The 13,980-nt window shown below is 65.0% G+C and carries 13 protein-coding genes; 7 read left to right on the top strand and 6 right to left on the bottom strand.

From position 1 onward, the window contains the following. Positions 1 to 35 precede the first annotated feature (35 nt). The 5 genes from WN73_RS19950 (at position 36) to WN73_RS19930 (ending at position 6,541) form a co-directional block, all read left to right on the top strand. Complete coding sequence (locus WN73_RS19950) at positions 36 to 1,844, top strand: glucan ABC transporter ATP-binding protein/ permease (protein WP_028173592.1); 1,809 nt, start codon at positions 36 to 38, stop codon at positions 1,842 to 1,844. Between the two features lie 190 nt (positions 1,845 to 2,034). After that, a complete protein-coding gene (locus WN73_RS19945) occupies positions 2,035 to 3,498 on the top strand; it encodes a D-alanyl-D-alanine carboxypeptidase family protein (protein WP_028173593.1) in 1,464 nt (487 codons plus the stop codon). Positions 3,499 to 3,691: 193 nt separating this feature from the next. Next, entirely contained in the window at positions 3,692 to 5,377 is a 1,686-nt protein-coding gene (locus WN73_RS19940; RefSeq protein WP_011084137.1) for a long-chain fatty acid--CoA ligase, read from the top strand. Positions 5,378 to 5,392: 15 nt separating this feature from the next. Beyond that, positions 5,393 to 5,947 (top strand): DUF924 family protein, encoded by a 555-nt coding sequence (locus tag WN73_RS19935; RefSeq protein WP_011084136.1) that lies wholly within the window; start codon positions 5,393 to 5,395, stop codon positions 5,945 to 5,947. A 108-nt stretch (positions 5,948 to 6,055) separates the two neighbouring features. Continuing rightward, positions 6,056 to 6,541 carry a peroxiredoxin gene (locus tag WN73_RS19930; protein WP_011084135.1) on the top strand — a complete coding sequence of 162 codons (486 nt, stop codon included), beginning with the start codon at positions 6,056 to 6,058 and terminating at the stop codon, positions 6,539 to 6,541. Between the two features lie 119 nt (positions 6,542 to 6,660). Here WN73_RS19930 and rnhA read toward each other — a convergent pair whose 3' ends face one another. From rnhA to ispH, 3 genes are read right to left on the bottom strand one after another with little or no spacing between them, the layout of a single operon-like run. After that, positions 6,661 to 7,125, bottom strand: a complete 465-nt coding sequence (rnhA, locus tag WN73_RS19925; protein WP_028173594.1) for a ribonuclease HI — start codon at positions 7,123 to 7,125, stop codon at positions 6,661 to 6,663. Continuing rightward, the gene (locus WN73_RS19920; RefSeq protein ID WP_011084133.1) at positions 7,122 to 8,105 is read right to left on the bottom strand and encodes a homoserine kinase; all 984 of its coding nucleotides are present in this window, start codon (positions 8,103 to 8,105) and stop codon (positions 7,122 to 7,124) included. Before WN73_RS19920 ends, rnhA begins: the two co-directional genes overlap by 4 nt. Positions 8,106 to 8,111: 6 nt before the next feature. Then, entirely contained in the window at positions 8,112 to 9,080 is a 969-nt protein-coding gene (gene ispH, locus WN73_RS19915; RefSeq protein WP_011084132.1) for a 4-hydroxy-3-methylbut-2-enyl diphosphate reductase, read from the bottom strand. 255 nt (positions 9,081 to 9,335) lie between these two features. Here ispH and WN73_RS19910 point away from each other — a divergent pair, with 255 nt between their 5' ends. Together WN73_RS19910 and WN73_RS19905 are read left to right on the top strand one after the other, a co-directional pair. Then, positions 9,336 to 10,028, top strand: a complete 693-nt coding sequence (locus WN73_RS19910) for a DUF1013 domain-containing protein (RefSeq protein ID WP_028173595.1) — start codon at positions 9,336 to 9,338, stop codon at positions 10,026 to 10,028. A 219-nt stretch (positions 10,029 to 10,247) separates the two neighbouring features. After that, positions 10,248 to 10,433 carry a hypothetical protein gene (locus WN73_RS19905; protein ID WP_027546983.1) on the top strand — a complete coding sequence of 62 codons (186 nt, stop codon included), beginning with the start codon at positions 10,248 to 10,250 and terminating at the stop codon, positions 10,431 to 10,433. Between the two features lie 69 nt (positions 10,434 to 10,502). Here WN73_RS19905 and WN73_RS19900 read toward each other — a convergent pair whose 3' ends face one another. The 3 genes from WN73_RS19900 to WN73_RS19890 form a co-directional block, all read right to left on the bottom strand. Then, positions 10,503 to 11,249: an OmpW/AlkL family protein gene (locus WN73_RS19900; protein ID WP_028173596.1), complete on the bottom strand. Its 747-nt coding sequence runs from the start codon at positions 11,247 to 11,249 to the stop codon at positions 10,503 to 10,505. Positions 11,250 to 11,441: 192 nt separating this feature from the next. After that, positions 11,442 to 11,711 (bottom strand): hypothetical protein, encoded by a 270-nt coding sequence (locus tag WN73_RS19895; protein ID WP_028173597.1) that lies wholly within the window; start codon positions 11,709 to 11,711, stop codon positions 11,442 to 11,444. A gap of 176 nt (positions 11,712 to 11,887) precedes the next feature. Continuing rightward, positions 11,888 to 13,798, bottom strand: coding sequence for a propionyl-CoA synthetase (locus WN73_RS19890; RefSeq protein ID WP_271554501.1), 1,911 nt, complete (start codon positions 13,796 to 13,798; stop codon positions 11,888 to 11,890). Positions 13,799 to 13,980 lie beyond the last annotated feature (182 nt).

Below are 13,980 nucleotides of genomic sequence, written 5' to 3'. Positions count from 1 at the left end.
ACGGGCCCCGTTATCCGCCCGAGTTGCCGGTCCGCATGTCCATTTTCAGCCTCTACACCCGCGTTCTCGAGCTGCTCGGCAAGGAGGCGCGGCTGGGCTGGCTGCTGGCGTTTGCCAATCTCCTGCTCGCCGCCTCGCAATTCGCCGAGCCCGTCCTGTTCGGCCGCATCGTCGACGTGCTCTCCGGCAAGTCAGTCGCCGGTTCGAGCTCGGCATGGCCCTTCCTGGCTGCCTGGGTCGCGTTCGGGCTGTTCACCATCGCATGCAGCGCGCTCGTTGCGCTGCAAGCCGACCGGCTGTCCCACCGCCAGCGCCAGGCGGTGCTGACCGACTATTTCGAGCACATTCTGCAACTGCCGCTGACCTTCCACTCCGGCACCCATTCGGGCCGGCTGATGAAGGTGATGCTCAACGGCACCGACGCGTTGTGGCGGCTGTGGCTCGGCTTCTTCCGCGAGCACTTTGCCGCAATCCTCTCGGTCGTGGTGCTGCTGCCGCTGTCGCTCTATCTGAACTGGCGGCTCGCGATCCTGCTGTTCGTGCTCTGCATCGTCTTCACGGCGCTGACGACTTTCGTCGTGCGCCGGACCTTCGGCATGCAGATGGCGGTCGAGGAGCACTACAGCGAGCTCTCCGCGCGGGCCTCCGACGCGCTCGGCAACGTCGCGCTGGTGCAGAGCTTCGTGCGCGTCGAATCCGAGGTGCAGGGGCTGCGCTCGGTCGCCAATCAATTGCTCGAAGCCCAGATGCCGGTGTTGTCCTGGTGGGCGCTCGTCACCGTCATCACGCGCGCCTCCACCACCATCACTGTGCTCGCGATCTTCACGCTCGGCATCGCCCTGCACGACCAGGGGCTGACCTCGGTCGGCGAGATCGTGATGTTCGTGAGTTTTGCGACGCTGCTGATCCAGAAGCTCGAGCAGGTCGTGAGCTTCATCAACAACGTGTTCATGGAAGCGCCGCGCCTGCGCGAATTCTTCAACGTGCTCGATGCCGTGCCGGCGGTCCACGACCGTCCCGACGCGATCGATGCCGGACGCCTGTCCGGCCTCGTCGAGTTCAACGACGTCACCTTCTCCTATGACGGCAAGCGGCCGGCGGTCGAGGACCTCTCCTTCACCGCGCTGCCCGGGCAGACCGTCGCGCTGGTCGGCCCGACCGGCGCCGGCAAGTCCACCGCGATTGCGCTGTTGCATCGCGCCTTCGATCCGCAATCCGGCTTCATCAGGATCGACGGCATGGACGTGCGCGGCGTCACGCTGACCTCGCTGCGGCGGAACATCGGCGTCGTATTCCAGGAAGCGCTCTTGTTCAACCGCTCGATCGCGGAGAATTTGCGCGTCGGCAAGCCGGATGCGACCGAAGCCGAGATGCGCAAGGCGGCCGAGCGCGCACAGGCGCTCGAATTCATCGAGCGCAGCGGCGGGTTCGAGACCAATGCCGGCGAGCGCGGCCGCATGCTCTCCGGCGGCGAGCGGCAGCGGCTGTCGATCGCGCGTGCGCTGCTGAAGGACCCGCCGATCCTGATCCTGGACGAGGCGACCAGTGCGCTCGACGCCGTTACCGAGGTCAAGGTGAACGCCGCTCTCGACGAAGTGATGAGGGGCCGCACCACCTTCGTGATCGCCCACCGCCTCGCCACCATCCGCAACGCCACGCGGATCCTGGTATTCGAGAACGGGCGCGTGACCGAAAGCGGAACTTTCGATGAACTCGTGGCCAAAGGCGGCCATTTTGCCGAGCTCGCCAGGGCCCAGTTCATGGTGCAGGAACAGTCACAAGCCAACACACGGGCCAGCGTGACGGCGGCCGAGACTATCGCGACTGCAGCCAAATCCCCCTAGCAAGTCCCCGCAGGACCGCCGAAATTCGGCCTATTTCATTGCGGAATACCGCGCCGAAACCCCTATTCTCGACGCAGGAGCCGGTATAGGTTTGCGACGCCGCAAGCGGCGGCGCCGGAATTCAAAACCCGAAACTCAGATCACGAGAACCGTCCGGAACCGGCGGATCTCCAAGGACCGGAATCGGATAGTGCACGCCTTTCGCCCGCTGCTTCGCAAATCCCTGTTCAACCTGTTCGCCGCGGCCGTCGCATGCGCCGCGCTGCTCGCGCCGCGCGCGGCGAGCGCCGAAGCGCTGCTGCTGATCGAAGCCGACAGCGGCAAGGTGTTGCAGGCGGATAACGCGACCATTCCCTGGTATCCGGCATCCGTCACCAAGATCATGACCGCCTATGTCACGTTGAAGGCGGTGAAGGACGGCAGGCTCACGCTCGACACGCTGCTCACGGTGTCGCCGACCGCGGCCTCGCAGTCGCCGTCGAAAATGGGGTTCCGCCCCGGAACACAGCTCACCGTCGACAACGCGCTGAAGATGATGATGGTCAAGTCGGCGAACGACATGGCCGTGGTGCTCGCCGAAGGCGTCGGCGGATCGATCGACGGCTTCTCCGTCATGATGAACGATACCGCCAAGAAGCTCGGCATGACGCAGACGAGCTACGTCAATCCGAACGGCCTGCCCGCCGATGGTCAGATCACGTCCGCGCGGGATCTCGGCATTCTCGCACGCTCGTTCCTGCGCGACCTGCCGGAATACGAATACTTCGTGCACATTCCGGCGATCCGTTTCGGCAAGCGCGTCACCGGGAATTTCAACAAGCTGATCGGCCGCTATCCCGGCGCCGATGGTTTCAAGACCGGCTTCATCTGCGCTTCCGGTTACAACCTCGTCGCCTCGGCCACACGCAACGGCCGCCGGCTGATCGCCGTTGTGCTCGGCGCCAATTCCGGAACGGCGCGCGCGGTGAAGGCGGCGCAGCTCCTGGAGCGCGGCTTCAGCCAGGACAATCTGTCGTGGCTGCGTCCCTCGCTCGGCACCGTCGAAAACCTCGTGCCGGTCGACGCCTCGCCGCCGAACCTGCGCGACGACATGTGCGGCGGCCATCGCAAGCGGCCGGCGAGCGACGACGACGATGCCCTGATCGCGGCCAATGGCGGCACGACCGGATCGGCCTCCGCCACCGGCGGCGAAGCCCAGGTGACCTTCTTCACCGCCGGGCTTCAGCCGCCCCTGATGAAGGCCTCCGAGCTGATGGCCTCGGCGCCGGCGGCAGCCGAGCCCGTGCTGGTCTATACCGGCCCGACCCGCACCGGCACTGCCCTGATCGCCGCGGTCGCAGCCGATGCCGACCAGCAGGCCACGCCGAAGGCGCGTGGCAAGAAGTCGCGTGTCGCCAAGAAACCGGACGCAGCCGACAAGGCGGCTGATAAGCCGAAGGACACCAAGACGGCAGCAGCGAAGCCAGGCGCCAAGGGTGATGTGAAGAGTGACGCAAAGGCTGACACCAAGACCGCGGCCAAACCCGCGGGGACCAAGCATGCCGCGGCGAAGCCCGATGCGGCGAAACCCGCCGCAAATAGCGATCAGCCGGCAAAACCCGCCAAGCCCAAGGCCGCGACCAAGCCTCCCGCCAAGCCGGCCAACAACAGTTAACGCCCCTGCGAATTAAACCGAAGCCGGCGCTTCGCACCTGCGGCAGCGCGGTTTTGCGACGATTCCAGTAGCCACTCTCCGGCCTTTGCCCTAAGCCTCGACGGCTTGCCACCCGTTCCGGCAGGCTCGATACTGGCGGTAATGAGGCAAGCCCGAGATACAACGGGCTCTGGTGTAGGAGAGGGGAGTTTCCATGGAGCGCATCTGGCTTAAGCAATATCCGCCCGGCGTGCCCGCCGATATCGAGCCGACGCAATACGCATCGCTGGTCGACCTTCTGGAGGAGAGCTTCGCCAAGTTCGCCGACCGCAAGGCGTTCATCTGCATGGACAAGTCGATCAGCTACCGCGACCTCGACCAGATGTCGGTTGCGCTGGCCGCCTATCTGCAAGGCCGCGGACTCCAGCGCGGCGCTCGCGTCGCCATCATGATGCCGAACGTGCTGCAATACCCGATCGCCACCGCCGCGGTGCTGCGGGCCGGCTTTGCGGTGGTCAACGTCAATCCGCTCTACACGCCGCGCGAGCTCGAGCATCAGCTCAAGGATTCCGGCGCCGAAGCCATCATCGTGCTGGAGAACTTTGCCCACACCGTCGAGCAGGTGATCACTAAGACATCGGTAAAGCACGTCATCGTCGCCAGCATGGGCGACCTGCTCGGCTTCAAGGGCGTGATCGTCAACCTCGTCGTCCGCCGCGTCAAGAAAATGGTACCGGCCTGGTCGCTGCCGGGCGCGGTGTCCTTTAACGACGCGCTGTCGGCCGGCCGCGGCTTGACATTCAACAAGCCGAAACTGTCGCCGGGCGACGTCGCCTTCCTGCAATATACCGGCGGCACCACCGGCGTCTCCAAGGGCGCGACCCTGCTCCACCGCAACATCGTCGCCAACGTCTTGCAGAACGATGCCTGGCTCCAGCCGGCGCTCGCCGCGCCTCCGCATGTCGACCAGTTGATGATCGTCTGCGCGCTGCCGCTCTATCACATCTTCGCGCTGACGGCCTGCTACCTGCTCGCGGTGCGCGCCGGCGGCTGCAATCTCCTGATCCCCAACCCGCGCGACATCGCGGGCTTCGTCAAGGAGCTGGCGAAGTACCAGGTCAACAGCTTCCCGGCCGTCAACACACTGTACAACGGCCTGATGCACCATCCGGACTTCAAGAAGCTCGACTTCTCCAAGCTGAAGATCTCCAACGGCGGCGGCATGGCCGTGCAGCGCCCCGTCGCCGAGCAGTGGAAGGCGGTGACCGGCTGCTTCATCGCCGAAGGCTATGGTCTGTCGGAGACCTCACCGACGCTGACCTGCAATCCGGCAACCACGAACGATTTCTCCGGCTCGATCGGCATCCCCGTGCCCTCGACCTATATTTCCATCCGCGACGACGACGGCAATGAAGTGCCGCTCGGCCAGGCGGGCGAGATCTGCGCCAAGGGCCCGCAGGTGATGTCGGGTTACTGGAACAGGCCGGAAGAGACCGCCAAGGTGATGACCGCGGACGGCTATTTCCGCACCGGCGACATCGGCGTGATGGACGAGAAGGGCTACACCAAGATCGTGGACCGCAAGAAGGACATGATCCTGGTCTCCGGCTTCAACGTCTATCCGAACGAGATCGAGGAAGTGATCGCGAGCCATCCGGGCGTGCTCGAATGCGCCGTGATCGGCATCCCCGATTCCAAATCGGGCGAAGCGGTGAAGGCCTTCGTGGTGAAGAAGGACCAAAACCTCACCGCCGAAGCCGTGATCAAGTTCTGTCACGAGCAGCTCACCGGCTACAAGGTGCCCAAGCACATCGAATTCCGCACCGACCTGCCGAAGACCAACGTCGGCAAGATCCTGCGCCGGCAGCTCCGCGACGAGAAGAAGGCGGAGGCGGCGTAAGGCTGCCTTTGAGTCATGACTGAGGTCGGCGACATCAAGCCGGCCGGCATTCTCGCCTTCTGGCGCGAGGCCGGCCGCGAACGCTGGTACAAGCGCAGCGAGGCTTTCGACGCGGAGGTCAGGCGCCGCTTTCTCGCCCTCTGGCAGCAGGCGGCCGCCGGCGAGCTCGCGTCATGGGAGGCAAGCGACGACGGCGCACTCGCGCTCGTCATCGTGCTCGATCAGTTCCCCCGCAACATGTTTCGCGGCGATCCCAGGACCTTCTCCAGCGATGCGCTGGCGCGCGAAATTGCCCGCCGCGCCATCGATCGGGGCGCGGATCGCCGGATCGATCCTGCCCTGCTCGAATTCCTCTACATGCCCTTCATGCATTCCGAGCACCTGCCCGACCAGCTGCACTGCATTGCGCTGTTTCAGGACGCCGACAATGCCGAGAACCTGAAATACGCGCGGGAGCACGCCGACATTATCCGCCGGTTCGGCCGCTTCCCCCACCGCAACCGCGTCCTCGGACGCCCGACCACCGAGGAAGAACAGGCCTTCCTCGACAATGGCGGCTTTTCCGGCTGATGACATCAAGGTGAAGGGCCGCAACCTTCGCCGCTTTCCCTGCCGGCAATATTGTGCAGGCCCGCCGCACAGTCTAAAAAGCGGGATCGATTTTCAGGGAGACTGACGATGGCGATCCAGACTGGCGACAAGCTGCCCGAGGCGAAATTCCGCGTGATGACGGCGGAAGGCCCGCAGGTGAAGACCACCGACGATATCTTCAAGGGCAAGAAGGTGGCGCTGTTCGCGGTGCCCGGCGCCTACACCGGCACCTGCCACAAAATGCATCTGCCGAGCATCTTCCTCAACGCCTACGCCATCAAGGACAAGGGCGTCGACACCATCGCCATCATCTCCGTCAACGACGCCTTCGTCATGAACGCCTGGAAGCGCGACACCGACCAGCGCGACGAGGCCGTCTTCCTCGCCGACGGCAATGCCGACTTCACCAAGGCGATCGGCATGGAGCTCGACGCCTCCGCCAACGGCCTCGGCATCCGCTCCAAGCGCTATTCGATGCTGGTCGAGGACGGCGTGGTGAAGAAGCTGAACCTCGAGGCGATGCCCGGCAAGGTCGAGGTGTCAGGCGGCGATACGCTGCTCGGGCAGCTCTGAGATAGATGTCATTCCGGGGCGCCTCGCAGAGGCGAACCCGGAATCACGAGATTCTCGGGTGCGCAATTGCGCACCTGAGTTCGGTGCCTTGCACTGCCCCGGAATGACGGAACAAACTGCTACTCCGCCACCCTCTGCTGCAACCTCGCCTTCACGATCCCGTCCCGCGCCAGCTGATCCGCGCGCTCGTTCTCGGGGTGGCCGGCGTGACCCTTGACCCAGTGCCAGCGGACCTGATGCGCCTTCAGCGCGGCGTCGAGGCGCTGCCAAAGCTCGACATTCTTGACCGGCTTCTTGTCGGCGGTGCGCCAGCCGTTGCGCTTCCAGCCGTGGATCCAGCCCGTGATCCCCTGCCGGACATACTGGCTGTCGGTGTAGAGATCGACGGTGCACGGCTTCTTCAGCGCTTCGAGCGCCGAGATCGCCGCCATCAGCTCCATCTGGTTGTTGGTGGTGTGACGCTCGCCGCCGTTCAGCTCCTTCTCCTTGTTGCCGAACTTCAGGATCGCGCCCCAGCCGCCGGGCCCGGGATTTCCCGAGCACGCGCCGTCGGTATAGATCGTGACAACGGGAAGCTCGCTCACGCGACCAGTCCTGACGGCATCAGCCCGTAGTCGCGCACGCTCGAAACGCTCTGGTGGAAGCGCAGCTTGCGGACATATTCCAGCGGATCCTTCGGCCTCACCAGCGCACCGGGCGGCACGTTGAGCCAGTCGACCAGCCGCGTCAGCAGGAAACGGATCGCGGCACCGCGTGCCAGCAGCGGCAGCGCGGCCTCTTCCGCCTCCGAGAGCTTGCGCACGCGGCCATAGGCGTTGAGGAAAGCGCGCGCCTTGGTGACGTTGAAGGAGTGATCCGGCTCGAAGCACCACGCGTTGAGGCAGATCGCGACGTCATAGGCCAGCATGTCATTGCAGGCGAAGGTGAAGTCGATGATCCCCGAGAGCTTGTCGCCGAGGAAGAAGACGTTGTCGTTGAAGAGGTCGGCGTGGATCACGCCCTCGGGCAGATTGGTCGGCCAGACCCCGCTCGCGAGATAGTCGAGCTCGGCTGCGAGAAACGCGCGCAGGCCCGGCTGCACCTCGTCGGCGCGGCTTGCGGCCGCATCGAACAACGGTCGCCAGCCCGCGACCGAGAGCGCGTTCGCGCGCCTGATCGCGAAATTGGCGCCGGCCAGATGCATCCTGGCCAGGCCCTCGCCGACGCCGGCGCAATGGGCCGCGTTCGGCTTGCGCGGCCAGACGCCTTCGAGAAAGGTGATGATCGCGGCGGGGCGGCCCGACAGCTCGCGCAGCGCCTCGCCGTCTCTTCCCTTCACCGGCAGCGGACAATTGACGCCGTGCTCGGCGAGATGCGTCATCAGCGCGAGGAAGAACGGCAGATCGTTCTTCGCCACGCGCTTCTCGTAGAGCGTGAGGATGAACGATCCCTTGGTGGTGTGCAGCAGGAAGTTGGAGTTCTCGACGCCCTCGGCGATGCCCTTGTAGGAGAGCAGTTCGCCGAGATCGTATTGGCTCAGGAAATCCGCAAGCTCGTCGGCGGCGACGTCGGTGTAGACCGCCATAGAGGTCTACTCGGCGGCGGCTTCGGGGCGCACCTGGCGCGGCAGCGGAAAGAACTCGTTCTCTTCCGCGGCCGAGACCGTCTCCACATGCAGCGTGAAGCGCTCGGCGAACGCGTCCATGATCTCCTCGACGATCACTTCCGGCGCCGAGGCGCCCGCGGTGATGCCGAGGCTGGTGATGTTTTCGAACCGCTTCCAGTCGAGATCGGCGGCGCGTTGCGCCAGCACCGCGATCGGGCAGCCCTCACGCTCGGCGACCTCGCGCAGGCGCTGCGAGTTCGACGAATTCGGCGCGCCGACCACGATCAGGGCGTCCACCACCGGCGCCACCTTCTTCACCGCGAGCTGGCGGTTGGTGGTGGCGTAGCAGATGTCTTCCTTGTGCGGCCCGTTGATGTTCGGGAAACGCTCCTTGAGCAGCGCGACGATCTCTGCGGTGTCGTCGATCGACAGCGTGGTCTGGGTCACGAAGGCGAGGTTGTTGGGGTCCTTCGGGGTGATGGTCTTGGCGTCCTCGGCGGTCTCGATCAGGGTGACGGCGCCGACGGGGAGCTGGCCGAGCGTGCCGACCACCTCGGGGTGATGGGAATGGCCGATCAGGAAGATCTCGCGGCCGCGCTTGAAGTGGATCGCCGCCTCGCGGTGGACCTTGGTCACCAGCGGGCAGGTCGCGTCCAGCGAGAACAAATTGCGGGACTGGGCGTCGGCGGGAACCGATTTCGGCACGCCATGGGCCGAGAATACGACCGGCGCGGTGGTACTTTCCGGGATTTCGGCCAGCTCCTCGACGAAGATGGCGCCCTTCTTCTTCAACCCATCGACGACGTATTTATTGTGCACAATCTCATGGCGAACATAGACGGGGGCGCCGTATTTATCGAGCGCCCGTTCCACGGTGTCGATCGCCCGGACCACCCCGGCGCAGAAGCCGCGGGGAGAACAAAGCACGATCTTCAGGTCTGGTTTGGCTGACATTGAGCGATCTCGGGACCGAATCACCTCGCCGAATGGGGCGGGAAGCGGTCGATGGATGAATAGGGCTTAGGGTACGGGCTTACAGCGACTTCAGAGGGAATTGGGCCCCCTTTCGGGCGCTGTCAAGGCACTATCTATAGCAGAACCATTGCGTGGCTAGCCCCTCCGGGCTTATATAGCGCGAATTCCCAGTCATCGCTGATGACCACCGGCTTCGCCTCCAAAGGGGTGGGCGAAGCACAAAGGAGATTTGCCATGAGCAACGCACCTCTGATGCCCAAGGCGACCGCCGTCTGGCTGCTCGACAACACCGCGCTGACCTTCGACCAGGTCGCCGATTTCACCAAGATGCATCCCCTCGAGGTGCGCGCGATCGCCGACGGCGACGCCGCCCAGGGCATCAAGGGCATGGATCCCCTCTCCAACGGCCAGCTCACCCGCGAGGAGATCGAGAAGGGTGAGAAGAACCCGGATTACCGCCTCCGCCTCCAGGAGAGCAAGGTCGTGCTGCCGCCGCAGCCCAAGCGCAAGGGCCCGCGCTACACCCCGGTCTCGCGCCGCCACGAGCGCCCGAGCGCAATCCTCTGGCTGCTGCGCAACCATGCGGAGCTCAAGGACGCCCAGATCATGCGCCTGGTCGGCACCACCAAGAGCACGATCGCCAGCGTGCGCGACCGCACCCACTGGAACACGTCCTCGCTGACCCCGATCGATCCGGTCACCCTCGGCCTCTGCTCGCAGATCGAGCTCGATTTCGAGGTGGCCCGCGCGGCCAAGGAAAAGCCGATCGACGCGGCCTATGGCGGCGCGACCCTGCTGCCGGCCTCGGAGACCACCAAGAAGGACGAGTTCGAGCCGGCCGAGCGATCGAGCGACGACCTCAACGTGGACGCCGTGTTCGCCAAGCTGAAGACCCTCGGCGGCAAGAAGCAGGACGAGGAGGAGTAATTCCCCCTCCTCCGATTTACCGTCAAGCTGGATTTGAACGCGGCGGCCCCCCGCCGCGTTTTTATTTGGGCGCGCGGGCGTGTGTCGATGCCTGCCTGGCAGATTCGCGGAGGCCAGGGCGAGACTGCATGATCTCGGCAGCAAGCCGGCGAGGCGCACGTGGCCGCAATCTGGAACGATGCGTATGATGTCGCATTGTTCCCGCGCGGAGGATCAGAGATGCAAGTCAACGAAGAACGCTTTGCCTTGATGCTTGGTCACGCGGCGCTGTCGGTCTGGGGTGAGATGCCCCGGGACATTCAGGAATCGCTGTTCGAGATCGCCGTACAAGGGCACCCCGAGGATCGCGACCCGCTCGCGAAGCTCCTGCATGATCGGCATCCCCGCACCGTGCATTCGGACTGACAGGATACAGGATTGGTCGAGCAGATCGACGCGGCGCCGGGCCCCCCGCCCGGCGCCGCGAAGACGTCATCAGAACTTGTAGGTGACGCCGCCGCCGACCAGCCACGGGTCGATATGCGCGTTGCCGGTGACAGGCAGGCCGCTGACGGTCGCGCTGTAGTCCGGCCGCAGCCAGAGCTTCTTGACGTCGACGTTGAGACCCCAATGCCGGTCGAGCATGTAGTCGAAGCCGAACTGCACGGCGCCGCCCCACGCATTGCTGACGTGCAGGCTCGTGGTGGTGGCGACGATCGCGGGCGGGCCGACGATGGCGGCCGGCGCATTGGCGGCGGAATTGTTGAAGAACACGGTGTAGTTCACGCCCGCACCGATATACGGCTTGAACGCGCCGAAATTGTCGAAGTGATATTGCAGCGTCAGCGTCGGCGGCAGCAGCGTGGTCTTGCCGATCGGCAAATTCGCGAGCGAGCCGGTGCCGCTGATCGAATGCCTGGTCACGCCGAGGATCAGCTCGGCCGCGATGTTCCTGGTGAAGAAATAGCTGATGTCGAGCTCGGGCACGACCTGGTCGCTGATCGAGAGGCCGGAATTCGGCGACGACAGCGACGGCACGCCCGCGACGTTGACGGTCGAGCCGCCGGCATCGGGCAACACACCGAGCACGCGCAGGCGCACCATCCAGGGATTGAACGCCTCCACGGGCGGCGGCGCCTTCTTGTAGACCGGCAGGTCCGCGGCCTGCGCCGAGGCAAAAGTCCCCGCGAGCATCGCACCGACCATCGCGATCCGCGCCAAGTGTCTTGTCGTTCTCTGCATTTCAATCCCCTTCAGCCGTCTCTCGCGCATCGTTGCGCGACACCAGCGTCAGAGCAGAAAGGGGATGGTGAAGGATTTGACGCCGATCAAATCCGGCGAAACGCGGCACGATTTGTGCCGCGGCGTTGCAGATGTGTCACGAGGAACGCGAATGCGAGCAAGTGGCCAGGCAGGATTATACCGCACCCGATATCACGGCCGCTCGGGATGGTTCAGCATGTACTCGCCGAGATCGCGCTGGCGGCGGTCGGCGCGGGCGGTGGCGGCGCTGCGCTGGACGTCACGGTCCTTGCGGCAGGCCACATATTCCGGCGAGCCCGCCGCATAACCGCGGCTCTGGCACACCGCGTCGTCATCGTCGCCGCCCACAGCCACGGGCGTCTGGTAGCGCGCCGAGCAGGCGGAGAGCACAATGGCGAGAGCTAAGGCTGCAAGCAGGCGCGGCGCGGTGGCGAGTGGCATACGAGGTCCCCTGTTGGCGGGCCCTGTTTAGCCCGGAATGAGGAGATTGTAAGTCGGCAACACCGTCATTCCGGAGCGGTCCGTAGGACCGAACCCGGAATCTCGAGATTCTCAGGTGCGCAATCGCGCACCATAGTTCGATGCTTCGCATCGCCCCGGAACGACGGTTCGAAACCTCACACCCGCCCCTTCAGTGCCGCCCCGATCTCGTCCAGCACCTTGGGGTCCTCGATCGTCGCGGGCATGGTCCAGGATTCGCCGTCGGCAATCTTCTTGATGGTGCCGCGCAAGATCTTGCCGGAGCGCGTCTTGGGCAGGCGGCCGACGGTGATGGCGAGCTTGAAGGCGGCGACGGGGCCGAGCTTGTCGCGCACCAGCGCGATGATCTCCTTCTCGATCTCGGCGGGTGCGCGCTGCACGCCGGCCTTAAGCACCAGGAAGCCGCAGGGCACCTCGCCCTTGATCGCGTCCTTGACGCCGAGCACGGCGCATTCGGCGACGTCGGGATGCGAGGCCAGGATTTCCTCCATGCCGCCGGTGGACAGGCGATGCCCGGCGACGTTGATGATGTCGTCGGTACGGCCCATCACCCAGACATAGCCGTCCTCATCCTTGTAGCCGGCGTCCGAGGTTTTGTAATAGCCGGGGAATTCGCTGAGGTAAGCCTCCTTGAAGCGCTCGTCCTGCTTCCACAGCGTCGGCAGGCAGCCCGGCGGCATCGGCAGCTTGATGACGATCGAGCCCATGGTGTTGGGACCGACAGGCTTGGCCGCTTCATCGACCACGTCGACCTGGTAGCCCGGCATCGGCACCGTCGGCGAGCCGTGCTTCACCGGCAGCATGCCGAGGCCGACCGGATTACCGGCGATGCACCAGCCGGTCTCGGTCTGCCACCAATGGTCGATCACAGGCACCTTCAGCTGCTGCTCCGCCCATTCCACCGTGGGCGGATCGGCGCGCTCGCCGGCGAGGAACAGCGTGCGGAATGTCGACAGGTCGTATTGCCGGATGAACTTTCCTTCCGGATCCTCTTTCCGAATCGCGCGGAACGCGGTCGGCGCGGTGAACAGCGCCACCGCCTTGTGCTCGGAGATGACGCGCCAGAATGCGCCGGCATCGGGCGTGCCGATCGGCTTGCCCTCATACATGATCGAGGTCGCGCCGTGCAGCAGCGGGCCGTAGACGATGTAGCTGTGGCCAACCACCCAGCCGATGTCGGAGCCGCACCACCAGACCTCGCCCGGCTTGACGCCATAGAGGTTGAACATCGACCACTTCACCGCGACCAGATGGCCGCCATTGTCGCGCACCACGCCCTTGGGAATGCCCGTGGTGCCCGAAGTATAAAGGATGTAGAGCGGATCGGTGGCGGCGACCGGCGCGCAAGGCGCCTTCTTGCCGTCGTTCATCGCCTTGCGGCGCAGGCTCGCCCAATCGTAATCGCGGCCCGGCGCCAGGTCACAGGTGAGCTGCGGACGTTGCAGCACGATGCAGGCCTTCGGCTTGCTGCCGGCAAGCCTGATCGCCTCGTCGAGCAGCGGCTTGTACTGCACGATGCGGCCGGGCTCGATGCCGCAGCTCGCCGACAGGATCAGCTTCGGCTGTGCATCGTCGATGCGGGTGGCAAGCTCCTTCGCGGCAAAGCCGCCGAACACGACCGAATGCACCGCGCCGATGCGCGCGCAGGCGAGCATCGCGACCACCGCCTCCGGCACCATCGGCATGTAAAGGATGACGCGATCGCCCTTGGCGACGCCGAAATCCTGCATGACGGCGCCGAGCGCCTGCACCTCGTTCAGCAGCTCGGCATAGGTGAGCTTGGTGATCGAGTTCGTCAGCGGCGAATCATGGATCAGCGCGACCTGGTCGGCGCGGCCGCGTTCGACATGGCGGTCGAGCGCGTTATAGCAGGTGTTGACCACGCCGCCGGTGAACCAGCGGCCGTAGGTTCCTTGCGACGCGTCGAAGATCGTCTTGGGCGGCTCGATCCAGTCGATTTCCCTGGCCGCCTCGGCCCAGAAGCCCTGGGGATCAGCCAGCGAGCGTGCATGGACCTCGTGATAGCTGCTCTTGCCCTGGATGTTCATGTCCCGCGCTCCCGTTTCCCTTATTTGCCTAGCCTTGACCTGACGACAGGACAGCCGTCCCGCCATGACCAGGATCAATCGCCGGCCTTGTTTGAGAGGTATTTTCCCGGGATCGGGCCGCGGTTCAAGCTGAAAAGGATGATGTCCTTCCCCCTCTCCCCGCTTGCGGGGAGAGGGTCGGG

The sequence above is a fragment of the Bradyrhizobium sp. CCBAU 45394 genome (assembly GCF_028128655.1).
In the GTDB taxonomy this organism is placed as follows: Bacteria; Pseudomonadota; Alphaproteobacteria; order Rhizobiales; family Xanthobacteraceae; genus Bradyrhizobium; species Bradyrhizobium diazoefficiens.
Note: the sequence above shows the minus strand (reverse complement) of the source record. Positions and strands in the feature narration are given on the sequence as shown.